The 13,921-nt window shown below is 64.5% G+C and carries 19 protein-coding genes and 1 pseudogene; 14 read left to right on the forward strand and 6 right to left on the reverse strand.

Translation table 11 applies throughout. From position 1 onward, the window contains the following. Positions 1–2 precede the first annotated feature (2 nt). The 6 genes and pseudogenes from N6H05_RS02645 (at position 3) to N6H05_RS02670 (ending at position 5,868) form a co-directional block, all read left to right on the forward strand. On the forward strand, positions 3–1,214 hold the full coding sequence (locus N6H05_RS02645) for a tyrosine-type recombinase/integrase (RefSeq protein ID WP_284112598.1): 1,212 nt from the start codon (positions 3–5) through the stop codon (positions 1,212–1,214). Further along, positions 1,211–2,152 carry a tyrosine-type recombinase/integrase gene (locus tag N6H05_RS02650; protein WP_007711087.1) on the forward strand — a complete coding sequence of 314 codons (942 nt, stop codon included), beginning with the start codon at positions 1,211–1,213 and terminating at the stop codon, positions 2,150–2,152. Before N6H05_RS02645 ends, N6H05_RS02650 begins: the two co-directional genes overlap by 4 nt. Then, positions 2,149–3,141: a tyrosine-type recombinase/integrase gene (locus N6H05_RS02655; RefSeq protein ID WP_284112599.1), complete on the forward strand. Its 993-nt coding sequence runs from the start codon at positions 2,149–2,151 to the stop codon at positions 3,139–3,141. Before N6H05_RS02650 ends, N6H05_RS02655 begins: the two co-directional genes overlap by 4 nt. Before the next feature lie 110 nt (positions 3,142–3,251). After that, positions 3,252–3,563, forward strand: a pseudogene (locus N6H05_RS02660) (zincin-like metallopeptidase domain-containing protein); the annotation flags it as partial. Continuing rightward, positions 3,560–3,940: a DUF2958 domain-containing protein gene (locus tag N6H05_RS02665; RefSeq protein ID WP_284112600.1), complete on the forward strand. Its 381-nt coding sequence runs from the start codon at positions 3,560–3,562 to the stop codon at positions 3,938–3,940. The pseudogene N6H05_RS02660 and the gene N6H05_RS02665, both read left to right, overlap by 4 nt. A 137-nt stretch (positions 3,941–4,077) precedes the next feature. Continuing rightward, positions 4,078–5,868: a ParB/RepB/Spo0J family partition protein gene (locus tag N6H05_RS02670; RefSeq protein WP_284112602.1), complete on the forward strand. Its 1,791-nt coding sequence runs from the start codon at positions 4,078–4,080 to the stop codon at positions 5,866–5,868. 116 nt (positions 5,869–5,984) lie between these two features. Here N6H05_RS02670 and N6H05_RS02675 read toward each other — a convergent pair whose 3' ends face one another. The 4 genes from N6H05_RS02675 to N6H05_RS02690 form a co-directional block, all read right to left on the reverse strand. After that, positions 5,985–6,122: a hypothetical protein gene (locus tag N6H05_RS02675; RefSeq protein ID WP_284112603.1), complete on the reverse strand. Its 138-nt coding sequence runs from the start codon at positions 6,120–6,122 to the stop codon at positions 5,985–5,987. A gap of 419 nt (positions 6,123–6,541) precedes the next feature. Further along, on the reverse strand, positions 6,542–6,817 hold the full coding sequence (locus N6H05_RS02680) for an HU family DNA-binding protein (RefSeq protein WP_037509638.1): 276 nt from the start codon (positions 6,815–6,817) through the stop codon (positions 6,542–6,544). A gap of 100 nt (positions 6,818–6,917) precedes the next feature. Next, positions 6,918–7,115, reverse strand: coding sequence for a hypothetical protein (locus N6H05_RS02685; protein WP_230588572.1), 198 nt, complete (start codon positions 7,113–7,115; stop codon positions 6,918–6,920). Between the two features lie 255 nt (positions 7,116–7,370). After that, complete coding sequence (locus N6H05_RS02690; protein WP_284112604.1) at positions 7,371–7,805, reverse strand: DUF488 domain-containing protein; 435 nt, start codon at positions 7,803–7,805, stop codon at positions 7,371–7,373. 430 nt (positions 7,806–8,235) lie between these two features. On the opposite strand from N6H05_RS02690, the gene N6H05_RS02695 reads away from it, so the two are divergent. Beyond that, complete coding sequence (locus N6H05_RS02695) at positions 8,236–8,844, forward strand: DUF4142 domain-containing protein (protein WP_284112605.1); 609 nt, start codon at positions 8,236–8,238, stop codon at positions 8,842–8,844. Positions 8,845–9,014: 170 nt separating this feature from the next. On the opposite strand, the gene trxC is transcribed toward N6H05_RS02695, so the two are convergent. Together trxC and N6H05_RS02705 are read right to left on the reverse strand one after the other, a co-directional pair. Continuing rightward, positions 9,015–9,470, reverse strand: coding sequence for a thioredoxin TrxC (gene trxC, locus N6H05_RS02700; RefSeq protein WP_284112606.1), 456 nt, complete (start codon positions 9,468–9,470; stop codon positions 9,015–9,017). Positions 9,471–9,472: 2 nt separating this feature from the next. Further along, positions 9,473–9,655 carry a DUF3008 family protein gene (locus N6H05_RS02705; RefSeq protein WP_284114149.1) on the reverse strand — a complete coding sequence of 61 codons (183 nt, stop codon included), beginning with the start codon at positions 9,653–9,655 and terminating at the stop codon, positions 9,473–9,475. A gap of 357 nt (positions 9,656–10,012) precedes the next feature. Here N6H05_RS02705 and N6H05_RS02710 point away from each other — a divergent pair, with 357 nt between their 5' ends. The 7 genes from N6H05_RS02710 to N6H05_RS02740 all read left to right on the forward strand — a co-directional run bounded on the left by N6H05_RS02710 (position 10,013) and on the right by N6H05_RS02740 (position 13,779). Continuing rightward, positions 10,013–10,333: a DUF736 domain-containing protein gene (locus N6H05_RS02710; RefSeq protein ID WP_037509555.1), complete on the forward strand. Its 321-nt coding sequence runs from the start codon at positions 10,013–10,015 to the stop codon at positions 10,331–10,333. 163 nt (positions 10,334–10,496) lie between these two features. Further along, a complete protein-coding gene (locus N6H05_RS02715) occupies positions 10,497–10,889 on the forward strand; it encodes a hypothetical protein (protein ID WP_284112607.1) in 393 nt (130 codons plus the stop codon). 397 nt (positions 10,890–11,286) lie between these two features. Further along, positions 11,287–11,604, forward strand: a complete 318-nt coding sequence (locus N6H05_RS02720; protein WP_185706341.1) for a DUF736 domain-containing protein — start codon at positions 11,287–11,289, stop codon at positions 11,602–11,604. A gap of 111 nt (positions 11,605–11,715) precedes the next feature. Next, complete coding sequence (locus tag N6H05_RS02725) at positions 11,716–11,916, forward strand: transcriptional regulator domain-containing protein (protein ID WP_185706343.1); 201 nt, start codon at positions 11,716–11,718, stop codon at positions 11,914–11,916. Positions 11,917–11,965: 49 nt separating this feature from the next. After that, positions 11,966–12,502, forward strand: coding sequence for a DUF2285 domain-containing protein (locus N6H05_RS02730; RefSeq protein ID WP_279606689.1), 537 nt, complete (start codon positions 11,966–11,968; stop codon positions 12,500–12,502). A gap of 136 nt (positions 12,503–12,638) precedes the next feature. Beyond that, a complete protein-coding gene (locus N6H05_RS02735; RefSeq protein WP_284112608.1) occupies positions 12,639–12,902 on the forward strand; it encodes a helix-turn-helix transcriptional regulator in 264 nt (87 codons plus the stop codon). Between the two features lie 4 nt (positions 12,903–12,906). Then, entirely contained in the window at positions 12,907–13,779 is an 873-nt protein-coding gene (locus N6H05_RS02740) for a replication initiator protein A (RefSeq protein WP_284112609.1), read from the forward strand. The last annotated feature ends 142 nt before the right edge of the window (positions 13,780–13,921 follow it).

Raw genomic sequence — 13,921 nt, forward strand, 5'->3', positions numbered from 1 at the left:
TCATGCCTCAATATTTGCAGACCAGCATCGAGCCTTATCTGGACTCGTTCGCCGAGAGTTTTGCGGCGGAGAACTACACACCCGCCACGATCAATGCCTATCGATTGATCCTGCGGAAAGTGGGCCACGTGATGGATGCTGAGGGGATCGACCCTCCGGCGTTGACCCTCGACATGGCCGAGCAGGTGGGCCGCAAAGTGCCGCGCAAGCATGCGGGCACGGCATGGCCGTATAAGTTGGCCCGTCGCTTCGCGCAGCATCTGCTCGATATCGGCGTGACGCAGCCGGTGCCATTGACCGAGGTGCAGCAGGCGCGCGCGACACTGCTGGCGGACTTCGAGACCTATCTCGTCAAACAGCGCGGCCTCAGTCCGCGGAGCATCCCCCATACGATAGGCTTCGCGCGCCGCTTCCTCGACTATCGCTTCGGCGAGACGATAATCGATCCGGGCAGCCTGCGTCCCGCCGACGTGATCGGCTTCATGGAACATGTGCTGACCACCGCCCGTCGCGACAAGACGGTTGCCACCCATGTCCGTATCTTCCTTCAATATCTGTTCGGCTGCGGGGCCACGGCGACCAATCTGGCGCTGAGCGTGCCGAAGACGGCGAAGGTCTGGGGAGCGCGATTGCCGCGCCACCTGTCGCCGGAAGGCGTCGAGGCAGTGCTGGCTTGCGTGCGCGACAATCCCCGTCACGGCGCGCGGGACTATGCGATGCTGTTGCTCATGGCCCGGCTTGGCCTGCGCGCGGCCGAGGTCATTGCGATCCAGCTCGACGACATCGACTGGCGCTCGGGCGAGCTTACGGTGCGCGGCAAGGGCAAGCTGCACGACCGCCTGCCGATCACGGTGGAGGTCGGCGACGCGCTGAGCCGCTATCTTCGCGAGGAGCGAGGACCGGCGGCTTGCCGCACGATGTTCGTCGCCCATCGCGCGCCGCATCGCCCGTTCAAGGATGGGCAGATCGTCAACGCCATCCTCAAGGATGCCCTCAAGGCGACCGGCCAGAAGCCGGCGACGCCCTATGTGGGATCGCACCTTCTGCGTCATAGCCTTGCCACCCAGCTCGTGAATACGGGCGCGTCGCTCGACGAAGTGGGCGACGTGCTGCGGCACCGCTCCCGATCATCGACAATGATATATGCCCGGCTCGACATCGACGGACTGCGGTCGGTCGCGCAGCCCTGGCCGGTGGCGGGAGGCGCGCAATGAGCCTCGCCTCCCAGCTCGACCGCTATCTGAGCGTTCGCCGCAGCCTCGGTTACGACCTTGGCACCAGCGAGCGCATCTTGCGTCGCTTCACCCGGTTCGCCGACCGCGAAGGTGCCGTTCATATCGATACGGCGCTGTTCCTGCGCTGGCACGCCACACTGGCCGAAGCCTGCCCATCGACGCGAGCGGCGAGGCTCAGCGTCGTGCGGCTGTTCGCGCAGTGGCTGAGCAGCTTCGATCCGGGGCATGAACCGCCGCCGCGCGGCCTCTTGCCGGGAGGCTTCCAGCGGTCGCGCCCGCATATCTACACTGATGCCGAGATCGGGTCGATCATCGCAGCGGCCGAAACGCTGCCATCGATCTACGGCCTGCGCGGGCTGACCTGCTCGACGTTGTTCGGGCTGATAGCGGTCACGGGCCTGAGGATCAACGAGGCGCTCGGGCTCGATCGTGATGACCTCGATACCGATCATGGCGTGCTGCGCGTCCGGCAGGGCAAGCTCGGCAAAGAGCGGTTGTTGCCGCTCGATCCGAGCGTCGTCGCGACGTTGATCGACTATCTTGCCGAACGCGACCGGCTGCTCGGCCATCTGGCCAAGCCGCTGTTCGTCACAGACAAGGGGACGAGGCTCACCGACTGCGCGGCCCGCTACAACTTCGCGCGGGCTTGCCAGCAGATCGGGCTTCGGGCTCATCAGCCATACTGCAAGCATGGTCGCGGGCCGCGCATCCACGACCTTCGCCACACCTTCGCGGTGAAGACGATGATCGGTTGGTATCGCACGGGCAAAGACCCGGCTCGCGAGATGATCCGGCTGACGACCTATCTGGGCCATAGCGATCCCTCCAACACATACTGGTATCTGGAAGCGGTCCCGGAACTGCTCGATCTGGCGATGGCGCGAGCAACAGCCGATGGCCGGGAGGCAGTCCAATGAGCGCGGTTGCCTTGCCCGCGCTGATCCAGCGCTTCTTCACCGACCGGCTGCGCGTCCAGATGGAGGCGAGCCGTCATACGGTCGCAGGCTATCGCGACACGTTCCGGCTGTTGCTCCGATATGCGAGCGCTCGCCACGGCAAGCCGCCGGTCAGGCTCACGGTCGAGGATATCGACGCCGATCTGGTCGCCGACTTCCTCGTCCATACCGAGACGACGCGTGGCAACAGCGCGCGCAGCCGCAACACCCGGCTCGCCGCGATCCGCTCGTTCTTCCGCTACGTGGCGATGAGCGATCCGACCTGGCTGCTGCACTGCCAGCGCATCCTCGCCATGCCGAACAAGCGCTATGTGAAGCGCACGGTGACGTTCCTCGACGCCGACGAAATGGCGGCATTGCTGGCAGCGCCGGACCGCACGACATGGGCGGGGCGGCGCGATCATGCGCTGCTGCTGCTCGCGGTTCAGACCGGCCTCCGGGCATCCGAACTGGTCGGCCTCACGCGCGGCGATGTCGTGCTCGGAAACGGCGCGCACATCCGCTGCATGGGCAAGGGGCGGAAGGAGCGCGCCACCCCTCTTCGCCGCGAGACGGGCAAGATGCTGGCGGCGTGGATCGGCAACGACAAGGATGAGAGCAGACCGCTGTTCCCGTCGATCCGGGGCGAACGGCTGAGCCGCGATGCGCTCGAACATCTGGTGCGTAAGCACTGCCTCACGGCATCGCGCGCGTGTCCGAGCATCGGCACGAAGCGGGTCACGCCGCATACGCTGCGCCACAGCACGGCGATGGACCTGCTTCACCACGGCGTCGATCCAGCGGTGATCGCGCTCTGGCTTGGTCACGAGAACGTCGAGACCACCCAGATCTACATCCACGCCGACATGCGGATGAAGGAGAAAGCGCTCGCTCGCGTCGCGGCTCCGCCCACTCCGTCAGGCCGGTTCCGGCCCGACGATCAACTCCTCGCGTTCTTGGAAGGGCTCTGATTATGCCGAATAGCCGCATGGCCGATGCCCGGAAAACCGGCTTCCAGCGGAAGCCATGCGGCATAATCCGGATCACGGCATTATGCCCATTATGCCGATATCGGCATAAGGGGCATGCGACCGGCCACCCCTCACGGCTGGGGCGCAATCTGGTCACCCAGTTCGGCAGCAAGGACTATGCGCGGGAGGAACTGATCGCCGAAATGGGGTCAGCCTTCCTCTGCGCCGCGCTGGGCATCGTGCCGACCGTCCGCCATGCCGACTATATCGGCTCATGGCTCGAGGTATTGCGCGAGGATAATCGGGCCATCTTCCGCGCCGCCAGCGCCGCGAGCAAGGCGGCCGACTGGCTTCTCGCCCGGCATCAGGAAGCGGGCGCCGACGCGGTCGATGTCATGGCGCAGGGGAGGATCGCGGCATGAGCCTGCTGCCCGACCCGCTGCGCGAGGCCCTGCGCGCCAATGCCATAACCGCTCATGCGGCCGAGCAGGAGGCGCGGGTGATCGACCATCTTCCGCTCGTCAAATTCTTCAATCCGATGGGCGCGGCGACATGGATCGCGAGCGAGCTCTATCCCGATGGCGACACCCTGTTCGGCCTTGCTGATCTGGGCTTTGGCTGTCCCGAGGTCGGCTGCTTCTCGCTTCGCGAGATCGGCGCGATCCATCTGCCCTTCGGGCTGCGGATCGAGCGCGACCTTTGTTTCGTGACCCGGCACCCGCTTTCCCGCTGGGCACAGGCCGCGCGGCAATGCGGCTCCATCATTCAAGCCGAGCAGCTTTTGCGCGCGGCACACTAGGCCGGGCGTCCCCTCATTCCCGCCCTGCCGGTGGCCGGGCGGGATCACGCGCGGCGCGTTTCGCCGCATCTGAAAGCCGGGCCGCCTGCCTCTCGTCAAAGATCGACGGCCCGGCACTCCAGCAAAGGAGCAATGCCATGAAACTCGAATTCATCCCCCTCGACAAGCTTGCCGTGAGCAAGGCCAATATGCGCTATGCGAAAAAGGCCCCCGACGTGTCCGATATCCTGCCGACCGTCCGCGCGCGCGGGGTCATCCAGTCGCTGGTTGTCCGCCCGGCCGCCCAGCCCGACCATTATGAAATCCTCGCCGGTGCGCGGCGCTATCATGCCGCGCTGATCGTATCCGCCGAGGCCTCAAGCGGCGCGGAAGGCGTCGGGGAAGAGACAGGGGACACCATGCTGCTGCCCTGCGCCATTCTCGACGCGGGCGATGATGCCGCAGCGGTCGAGGCCTCGCTCATCGAAAATCTCGCCCGGCTCGATCCCGACGAGGTGAACCAATGGGTCAATTTCGTGCGGCTGGTGAAGGAAGGCCGGGGCGTTGTCGATATTGCGGCAACCTTCGGCCTCCCCGAACTTACCGTGCAGCGCGTGCTGGCGCTCGGCAATCTGATGCCGCGCATCCGCAATCTCTATGGTGCGCAGGAGATTGATCGGGTGACGGTGCGCCACCTCACCCTTGCGAGCATGAGCCAGCAGCGCGACTGGCTGGCCCTATATGATGATCCCGACGCCCGCGCACCGACCGGCCATCAGTTGAAGGCCTGGCTTCTTGGCGGCCAGTCTATCGCCACCCGCCATGCCCTGTTCGACCTTGCCGGCTTCGAAGGCGCCATCGTCTCCGACCTGTTCGGCGAGGACAGCTATTTTGCCGCACCCGAAATATTCTGGGCGGCGCAGCAGGCCGAGGTCGATGCCCGCAAGGCCGCCTATCTGGAGGCTGGCTGGCAGGAGGTGGTGATAGTGCCCGTCTCCCAATATTTCCATGCCTGGGAGCATGAGAAGGTCGCCAAGCGCAAGGGCGGGCGCGTCTATATCGAGTTGCGCGCGAGCGGCGAGGTCTGTTTCCACGAAGGCTATATGAGCCGCAAGGAAGCCGCGCGGATCGATCGGGCGGAGGCAACGGGCACGAAACCCGCCCGGCCCGAAATCACCGCCAAGATGCAGGCCTATGTCGATCTTCATCGCCATGCCGCGGTGCGCGCGGCGCTGGTCGGTCACCCGCAGATCGCCCTGCGGCTGATGGTCGCCCATGCCATTTGCGGCTCGGCGCTTTGGCGCGTCACCCCCGATCCCCGCACGTCGCGCGACGAGCTTGTCGCCGAGAGCGTCGAAAATGCCATCGGGGAGGCGGATTTCGATCACGCACGGCGCCGGGTGCTGGACCTTCTGGGCTTCTCGTCCGAGGAACCGCATGTGACCGGGGGCAATGCGTCGGATCATGGCGTGGCCGGCCTCTTCCTGCGGCTCCTCCATCTTCCCGACGAAGCCATGTTCGATATCGTCGCCATCGTCATGGGCGAGACGCTTGCAAGCGGCAGCGCCGCGATCGAGGCGGTCGGCAACCATATCGGGGTCGATATGGCCGATTATTGGGAAGCCGATGATGCCTTTTTTGAGCAGTTGCGCGACCGGGAGATACTGAGCGCGCTGGTCGCCGAGGTGGTCGACCCGCAGACCGCCGCCGCCAATGCCGGTGCCAAGGGGAAAATCCTCAAGGAAATCATCCGCGATGGCCTCAATGGCACGAACGGCCGGGAGAAAAAGGATCGCTGGGTGCCGCGCTGGATGGCCTTCCCGCCATCGGCCTATGGCGAGAGGGGCGGTGTCGGTTCGCTCGAGGCCTGGCGCAGGGTGGAAGCGGCAAAGCAGATGCTGGAAAATGCGACGCCGGCAGCGGCAGAGCCGGGACGGCTCGCCGCCTGATCGGATGGCCATGGGCAGCAGGATCGCTGCCCATGGATTGTTGGCCACCCGTAAAAATCGCGGCCGCCGCACGCGGCGGCCATTCGTGTGGAAAGGACAAGCCGATATTCGGGGTCTCAGCCAAACTGCTCTGGCGTGATGACGATTTTGCGGCGCATCCCGCCCTTCCACGACGCTGGCAAGCAAAGGTCGTAACGCAAAATGCGAAAAAATTTCGATTGCGTCATTATTTCGCGGAAATAATGATCGATCAATCGGTTATCCCCCCTGCAAGTCTCCATGGCTTGCGCGACCCGACTGGCCCTGCATCATCCGGTGCAGGGTTTTTCGACCCTCTCGGTTGACCTTGGCCTGCCTGCAGTGGGTGGCCGGCTGAGGTCGACTCGATGGCGTCCAAGCCATCGCCGAGTGGATTCACATTTCGCTGGTAACAGCCAAACTCATCCAACGGGGCGGCAAGGACTGCGCCAATCTGCTGGATGCCCCGCCTGCCTTTTCAGAGTGACAGCGACCCGCCTGAGGGCAGGCGGGGCAAGACCTGTCTTCTCCAGCCGGGCGGGAACCTGATCTGCTCCTCGCGAGGTTCACCCTTGCCGCGGCGCGCCAGGCGCAGCCTCGCAGCCAATGCCGGCCCATTGCCATAAGCCTCTGCGGATAGGCCCGCGCGCTGCGATCAGCTGTTGACCTTGTCCTTGAGCGCCTTGGCTGGCTGGAACCCGACCTTGCGCGACGCCGGAATCGTCATCGGCTCGCCCGTCCGGGGATTCTTGCCCTCTCGGGCAGCGCTCTGCTTCACCTTGAATTTGCCGAAGCCCGCGATCGAAACCTCTTCGCCCCGGGCTGCAGCGTCGGCGATAGCGGCCAGTGCCGCGTCGATGATCTTCTTCACATCCGACTTGGTGGCCGCTTGCTGGGTAGCGACGGCTTCGATCAGTTCATTTCCGGTCATGGCACCCTCATCTGCTTTGGAAGCACGCTGTTTGCCAAACATGCCGGCGGCGGTCGAGCGAGGAATATGCTGATTGCGAAACAATCCTGCGCCTCTCTCCCTATTTGCCGGGCCGCGCCAATCGCCGCCGATTCCTGCGGACTGCCTTGCGATAATGGGTGACTGACGCGGTCATCATGGCAGGCGGCGAGCTGCCAAGGCTTCCGGTCATGAACTTCCATTGCAGCAGCGCTGCTGCCTCCACTTTCTCCCTGACCATCAATTGCGCTTCAGCCATGGCCGCCGCATTGCCGGCCATGAGCCGAGGGAGCCGCATGCCAATGACGGAGCAAGCCTCAAGCCCGAGGCTCCAGCAATCGAATGTCAGGGACAGGGATGATGGGGTGCGCATGCCGCTATAAGGCCGCCCGGCCGCTTGGGTTCCCGACATCGGACAAGATCATGGTGAAGGGGAAAGCAGCCCGCCCGCCATCCTCCCTTGCCGCCGACAGGTCTGAACTCTCCCACCGACGAGAATCCGGCTCCCGCACCGATTCGTTGCCAAATGCCGCCATCAGCCTGGATAGAGATCAACCCGATCAGCGTCTGGCAGGACGGCATCAAGCAGCAGGGATCGATGGCAGCCCGCAGGATTGCGCTCGAAGCAGAGCAGCGCGGTGGGGCGCGCCGCAGCCAGTTCGACCAGTTGCGCTGACTGAACAATCGCCTCGGGCAGGTCGAGCTGACCCGCATAGATTTCCGCCAGGCGCGCATGCTGCCCCTTGCGCGCCGCTTCGCGACCTGTCGGCGGGGTGCCAAGCGCCTTGAAGCCGACATAGTCGATCCCCGCCTCGCGCAGTCCGGCTGCAAGGATATTCTTCGAAAATCCCGGGCGGCGCGAGAGTGGAACCGCCCGCACATCGGCCAGGACTTCAACGCCCGCTGCGCTGAGCGCCTCGATCAGCTGTCCCTGGGTTGCCCCCTCATAGCCGATGGTGAAAATCTTCATGAGCGGGACGCCTTCGCCATTGCCTCTATCAGCGCATCAATCGATCCCGGACAGGCGAGTTCCTGATGGGTCGCCGATCCAAAGCGGCCTCACCACAGGTGAGCATGAAAGATCATAATTCCCTGACGGCAATCGGACGACCTTGTCCGATCCATACAAGGCGACTCACATGCAAGCCTGTATCTGCTGATCAGCGACCCGAGGCTTCCAGCCTGCTACTGCCCGCCCGGCGCATGCCGGGCGGGCTTTCATCTCATGACGCCCTGATGAGTGGCATGGTCGCCTTTCCACTTCCGCTTCTGTCCTCTTCGCTGGAGCGATGACCCGATCCATTTTCCGGCATTTTCAAGCACGGCTTTTTCATTGCCGCGCTCAGAGGAACGGCGGTCGCTCGTCGGGCGTTCGGGCAACACCCAAAGAGGAGGATGTCATGAGAAATCATCTGTGGATGAGTGTCGCGCCGATAGCGGCCCTTGCGCTTGGCGCTTGCAGTCCGAAAGCCGAACAAAAGGCCGATAACGCCTTGAACGATACCGGTGCGGCCGTTTCGAACGCTCTCAATTCCACCGGCAACGCAATCGACAATGCGCAGCAGGCTCTCACGACGACGCCAACCGGCCAGGAATTTGCGGACGCGGCCGCCAAAAGCGATGCCTTCGAGATAGAAGCCGGCAAACTGGCGACGACGAATGCCCAGTCTCCCCAGGTGAAGGAATTTGCCGGGATGATGGTCGCAGCCCACACGGAATCGACCGCGAAGATCAAGGCCGCGGCCAAGGCGGCCAGTCCCGCGATTACGCCAAATGCGACACTGACCAAGGACCAGGCGGAAGATCTGGCGGAGCTGAAGGCGCTCAAGGGCGCTGCGTTCGACAAGGAATATATCGACGGCCAGGTCGATGCCCATGAAGATGCCCTCGACCTGATGCGCAAATATGCAGCGGACGGGACCGTCGCCTCCCTCAAGCAGGCAGCGGGCGAGATAGCGCCGGTCGTCGAGAAGCATCTTTCAAGCGCCAAGGCGCTCGACAAGGACTGATGGAACGCTGCCTTCGCACGGGGCGTATATCCTGTCTACGAATGAGGCCATGACATAGCGACATCGCCTTCATTGCGTAGGCTACCAGGGGCCCCCGCCAGCATGTCTGGCGGGGGCTTTTTCATGGCCGGAGCGGCCCTTAGCTCCTGCTTCCCGACCGACCGCGCTTGTCAGCCTGATCGCAGCGCCTGCCGTGCCCATTGGACAATTGCCTGCACCGGCATCGCACCGGATTGTCGGGCAATCTCCTTGCCCTTCTTCAAGATCAACATCGTCGGGATCGTCCGGATAGCATAGCGCGCCGCGATCGCCTGATCGGCCTGCGTATCGAGCTTGCCCAGCCGCAGCCAGGGCTCGAGTTGCGGGGCGGCCGCAGCAAAGGCAGGCGCCATCTGCCTGCAGGGTCCGCACCAGTCCGCCCAGAAATCCACCAGCATCGGAATGTCGGCCCGCAAGGCGTGCGCATCGAAATTCCTGGCGTCGAGTTCCACCGGTGCGGCCGCAAACAGATCGCTACCGCACTTGCCGCATTTTCCTCCCGCACCCAATTTTGACGATGGCACGCGGTTGAGAACCGCGCACATCGGACAGGCTATGATCAGCGCCTGGCTGTCGGTACCGGCCAATGTCAGCTTTTCCTCGCGGGCAATTTCTTGCGTTTGGTGCTCGCAAATTCCTCGAGCTGCTTCTCGGTCATCGAATCTTCCATTTGCTTCGAAGCGCCGCGCAACTTCGATTTGGGTTGGTCGCCGCGCTTGGCGGCAAGAGCGGCACCGGCAGCCTTTTGCTGCGCCTTGGAGGTTGCAGGCATATCCTCGTCTCCCAACATCAGATAGCCCGCAAACGCATCTTGCCGCCATTGGTGCCGATAAGCCGATCCTTCTGTCCCGATCGGCGAACCAGGCGCTCTCAGCTGTTCCGATGGGCTATGAGGATTGTGCCGGAGGGGCGTCGATCCTGACCCGGCGCATGACGACGTCAGGCCTGAAGCCATCTGTCTGCCCGGCCTCATTCTTCCTCATCCTCGCCTTGGAGCGGCGTGACTGCCTCATGCCGTCAACCCCGCAAGGGGGTTCCCGGATGCCATCGCCATCCGTGACGTCGGCAATCAGCCACTCCCTGGGCTGGGACGTCGGGAATGATCCCGGACAGACAAGGAGATTTCATCATGGCTACCATCGTCGCGAACCTCATCGTCAAGGGCGACAACCTCGAAGGCACGCTCGCCACCCTGACCATCAGCGCCCCCATCCTCGTCGTACCCAATCTCCGCAAATCGAAGGAGACGGAGCCCGATTACCGCATCATCAGCCGCAAGAACGGCTTCGAGCTCGGTGCTGGCTGGAAGAAGTTCGCTCAGTCGACCGGCGCCGAATATGTCTCGGTCGTGCTCTCGGCTCCGGAATTCGGGACCATCTATGGCAATATCGCCAATGCGCCGGGCGACGATCCGATGCGCAAGGTCATCATCTGGAATGCACCGGCCTGACCGGCCGATCCCGGTCCGCCCCAAGCGGACCGGGATCACTGACCGGCGATCGGCGGCGGATTGTGATTCACCTGACCTGCCCGATGGCCTATATTTGCCCGGCAGATTTGCGCTGTGGTGGTGGTGGAAAGCGCGTCCCTCATTCCGTCAAGGATGGACGCTGATGACCATTTTGCTGCTTGTCCTCGCTTTCGTCGCCTGCCTCCAGGCCTGTCGCCTGCTTCTGGCCCTCTCGATCAACGCCTTGCCGGTCGGCATCGCGGTCGTCACCGCCTTTTGGCTGAACGACTTTGGCCACGGCCTCCTCTTCTCGACCCTGCTCGCACTATCGGTCGGCATCGCGCTCGCGCGCACCGCGCCCTGGCTATGCGCGCACTGCCACGCGCCCGCCGTCCGGCGGACCGTCATCTTCCTCTTCGTCCTTCCAGCCGGGATCGCAGGCTATCAGGGGACCATGGCCATCTGCCTGTTATTGATGCCCGAGGGCGCCGCCGTCATGGCGAGCATGTTTGCCGGGACCCTCATCGGGATATCTGCGGCCCGGCACTTGGGTTGAGGGCCGGCACCGGCGGCAAAGCGACATCAGGACCGGCGTTCGCCTGATCGAGCGACGGCGCGCATCGTCCATAGCTTCGGGCCTTGCGTCCCCGATCCGCGCCCCTCGGTTATTGCCGATCGTCGCGCATGTCCGTGCCCTGGTCATGCCGCACCATGGGCCTCTTTCCTGGCGCATCTGCAGCAACATCGCCTGCGGCTGGCGGGCTTACCGCAACGGTGCCGCTCGCAGTTTCTTCCCCGCGGCGCTGCGCGCCGCTCCTCGCGCGCCAAGAAACGGCTGCGACACCCTCCTCCGCTTGCGCTGCGGGCCTGCGGCTGCAGCGCCTGCCTGTTGCTGCCCCTCATGCGCATCGAGGCCGCAATGGCGCGGCACGAGTAACAGGAAGGAATGCATCATGTCGAAGATCGGCAGCTTCAAGAAGGTGGCGGGCGAATATCGGGGCCAGATCATCACCCTCGCGCTGCAGGCCAGGTCGGTCCGCATCGTCGAGCAGGCGGCAACCAGCGAGCATGCGCCCACCCACCGCGTCTATGCCGGCGAGGCCGAGGTCGGCGCTGGCTGGGTCAAGACCCGCAACGAGGATCGCCCCTATATCTCCATCAAGCTCGATGATCCCAGCTTCACCGCTCCGATCTTCGCGCAGCTCTTCGAGGGCGAGAATGGCGACCATGACCTGGTCTGGAACCGCCCGACCCGCCGCGGCAAGGATTGAATGGAGGCCGGTTCGCTCCCCAAAAAGGGGGCGAACCGTCCCCATTTGCGGGGATAGCGGCCCCCTGTTGTTGGAATGGCTGGCCGTTCGCCGCCACGCCAGTCTTCTGCCATGGCAGAGGCAGCAGGCATCGATGGCACACAGGCGGCAGCGCGCCAGCTGCTCGATCTGCCCGGCTTCGCGCAGGAATTTCTCCGCCGCAATCCGCGTTACCGCGCCGAACATCGAGCGCTGGCCATCCTGCCAGCTGGGCACGCGCCGCCGGCGCGGGAGGTGATGGCCCGGCGGTGGGGCCTGAGCTTTCCCCTGTGACCCCGACATCTTCGCCGGCACGCAGCCCGCGCTCTGGCATCCCGAGGAGGTGCCTGCCGTCCTCATCCTCGACACCGCCCCGTTCGTCGGCACGGGTCTTGCTCTGCCCGATTTCGCGGATTGGCCGGGCATTCTCGTCGATCGAGTGCTCGAAGACGGGCGCCACATGGTCCTGGCGGACGGCAGCGGTCTGCATCGCCTGTGGCTGCGCCCCGGCCCGGCCGACAGATCGCTCGCCTATCTGGTCATCCGGGACGACGCGCTCGTGCTTCGTCAGGCCATGGTGCGCCGCTTCGAACAGCGCATGACGGGTGCTCGCGCCGGCCGAGCGCCGCCTGGCCTTTGCCCGACGCCATTTCAGCGCCAGCGCCTCTCCATGCTGCTCGATATCCTGGACGCTGCCGGCACCCGCAACGGCGCCGCGCTGACCACATATGAAATCGCGCGCCGCCATGTCTATGCGCGCCTGCAGGTGGGGCAGGGCAGCGAATGGAAATCCTCCTCCCAGCGTCGCCGCACCCAGCGCCTCATCGACGAGGCCCGGGCATTGATGGAAGGCGGCTATCGCAGGCTCCTGCGTCCCTGAACGCCGGGGCTGCGCGGTGCGACAAAAGTCCAGCGCCCCAAATAGCCGCTCCACCATGCCGGATGCACTTCGCCACTCTCCGCCGGACGGACCGCTGATCTTCGATCCCTGTCCCACCCTTCGATGGAGAATGATCATGAGCGCCAATCGCGCCTTGTCCTCGCTGCAATATCTCAGGACACCCGACGCTGCCCTGCATCTGGGTCTCAGCCCGCGAACCCTCGAAAAGCATCGCTGCTATGGCACCGGCCCGGCTTTTCACAAGCTGGGCGGGCGCGTCGTCTATACGATTGACGCGCTCGACAGCTGGGCCGCGCTCGGCCTGCGGCGCTCGACCTCCGACCCTGGTTCGGGTGTCTGCCTGCCCGCCCGCAGGTTCGACGGTCCGGTCCGGCGCTGAGCCGATGGCCCGCAACCGCTCCCTCACGCTCCGGGACGAGCCCGATCGGGCCCAGCTCGAACTGTTCCGGTCCATCCCCGGCAACATCGCGCCGCGCGACGCCCAGGATCTGATGGCCTGGCCCTTTTTCAGCCTCGCCAAGTCGCCGCGTACCGTGCCGATCGCCTTTGAAATGGGCCAGACCTGGATATCGGTAGAGGCCGTCCATGAACATGGCATGGCGACCATCTGGGACGCCGACATACTGATCTGGGCCGCGAGCCAGCTGGTCGAGGCCCGCGACGCCGGCCGCCCGACCTCCCGGCTCATGGCGACCACGCCGTTCGAGATACTGACCTATATCGGACGCGGGACCGGCCGCGACAATTATGATCGGTTGAAAGCCGCGCTCGATCGATTGCAGGCGACCAGCGTCGCCACCTCGATCCGGCAGCAGCATGAACGCCGCCGACATCGCTTCTCCTGGATCAACGAGTGGCAGGAGCGGCTCGATGGCAAGGGCCGGCCACTCGGCATCGAACTGATCCTGCCCGACTGGTTCTATGCCGGCGTGCTCGATCGCGCGCTCATCCTCACCATCGATCCGGCCTATTTCCGCCTGACCGGCGGCCTGGAACGCTGGCTCTACCGGATCGTGCGCAAACATGGCGGGCGGCAGGCAGGTGGCTGGAGTTTCGACCTCGCCCATCTGCACAGAAAGTCGGGCGTCCTCTCGCCCTACAAGCGCTTCGCCTTTGAATTGCGGGACATCGTCCGCCGTCAGCCACTGCCCGGCTATAGCCTTCTCATCGATCGGGACAGGCTGAGTTTCGCGCCGGTCGCGCTCAGCAGCTATGAACGTGCGCTGCGCCGGAGCCGCCCGAGGCCGTTGCGATGAGCGCGGTCCGGCTCGTCCTATCGGGAACCGGCAGGCTCGTCCTATCAGGAACCCGATCCTCGTCCTATCGGGAACCGAGACCGGCGGTAAACCCCTGTCATCGCGGCCGAAATCCCGCTTCCTCTAACCATGCTAATAGAAA

Origin of the sequence: Sphingobium sp. WTD-1, from assembly GCF_030128825.1 — a bacterium.
Taxonomy (GTDB): Bacteria; Pseudomonadota; Alphaproteobacteria; order Sphingomonadales; family Sphingomonadaceae; genus Sphingobium.

What these genes read in the sequence shown, in the direction of transcription:
- N6H05_RS02720 (WP_185706341.1), top strand. Translation starts at nt 11,287, where the DNA reads ATGTCGAAGATCGGCAGCTTCAAGAAGGTGGCGGGCGAATATCGGGGC.
- N6H05_RS02725 (WP_185706343.1), top strand. Translation starts at nt 11,716, where the DNA reads ATGGCAGAGGCAGCAGGCATCGATGGCACACAGGCGGCAGCGCGCCAG.
- N6H05_RS02685 (WP_230588572.1), bottom strand. Translation starts at nt 7,115, where the DNA reads ATGGCCGGCAATGCGGCGGCCATGGCTGAAGCGCAATTGATGGTCAGG.
- N6H05_RS02650 (WP_007711087.1), top strand. Translation starts at nt 1,211, where the DNA reads ATGAGCCTCGCCTCCCAGCTCGACCGCTATCTGAGCGTTCGCCGCAGC.
- N6H05_RS02710 (WP_037509555.1), top strand. Translation starts at nt 10,013, where the DNA reads ATGGCTACCATCGTCGCGAACCTCATCGTCAAGGGCGACAACCTCGAA.
- N6H05_RS02690 (WP_284112604.1), bottom strand. Translation starts at nt 7,805, where the DNA reads ATGAAGATTTTCACCATCGGCTATGAGGGGGCAACCCAGGGACAGCTG.
- N6H05_RS02715 (WP_284112607.1), top strand. Translation starts at nt 10,497, where the DNA reads ATGACCATTTTGCTGCTTGTCCTCGCTTTCGTCGCCTGCCTCCAGGCC.
- N6H05_RS02735 (WP_284112608.1), top strand. Translation starts at nt 12,639, where the DNA reads ATGAGCGCCAATCGCGCCTTGTCCTCGCTGCAATATCTCAGGACACCC.
- N6H05_RS02670 (WP_284112602.1), top strand. Translation starts at nt 4,078, where the DNA reads ATGAAACTCGAATTCATCCCCCTCGACAAGCTTGCCGTGAGCAAGGCC.
- N6H05_RS02705 (WP_284114149.1), bottom strand. Translation starts at nt 9,655, where the DNA reads ATGCCTGCAACCTCCAAGGCGCAGCAAAAGGCTGCCGGTGCCGCTCTT.
- N6H05_RS02680 (WP_037509638.1), bottom strand. Translation starts at nt 6,817, where the DNA reads ATGACCGGAAATGAACTGATCGAAGCCGTCGCTACCCAGCAAGCGGCC.
- N6H05_RS02665 (WP_284112600.1), top strand. Translation starts at nt 3,560, where the DNA reads ATGAGCCTGCTGCCCGACCCGCTGCGCGAGGCCCTGCGCGCCAATGCC.
- N6H05_RS02695 (WP_284112605.1), top strand. Translation starts at nt 8,236, where the DNA reads ATGAGAAATCATCTGTGGATGAGTGTCGCGCCGATAGCGGCCCTTGCG.
- N6H05_RS02645 (WP_284112598.1), top strand. Translation starts at nt 3, where the DNA reads ATGCCTCAATATTTGCAGACCAGCATCGAGCCTTATCTGGACTCGTTC.
- N6H05_RS02740 (WP_284112609.1), top strand. Translation starts at nt 12,907, where the DNA reads ATGGCCCGCAACCGCTCCCTCACGCTCCGGGACGAGCCCGATCGGGCC.
- N6H05_RS02655 (WP_284112599.1), top strand. Translation starts at nt 2,149, where the DNA reads ATGAGCGCGGTTGCCTTGCCCGCGCTGATCCAGCGCTTCTTCACCGAC.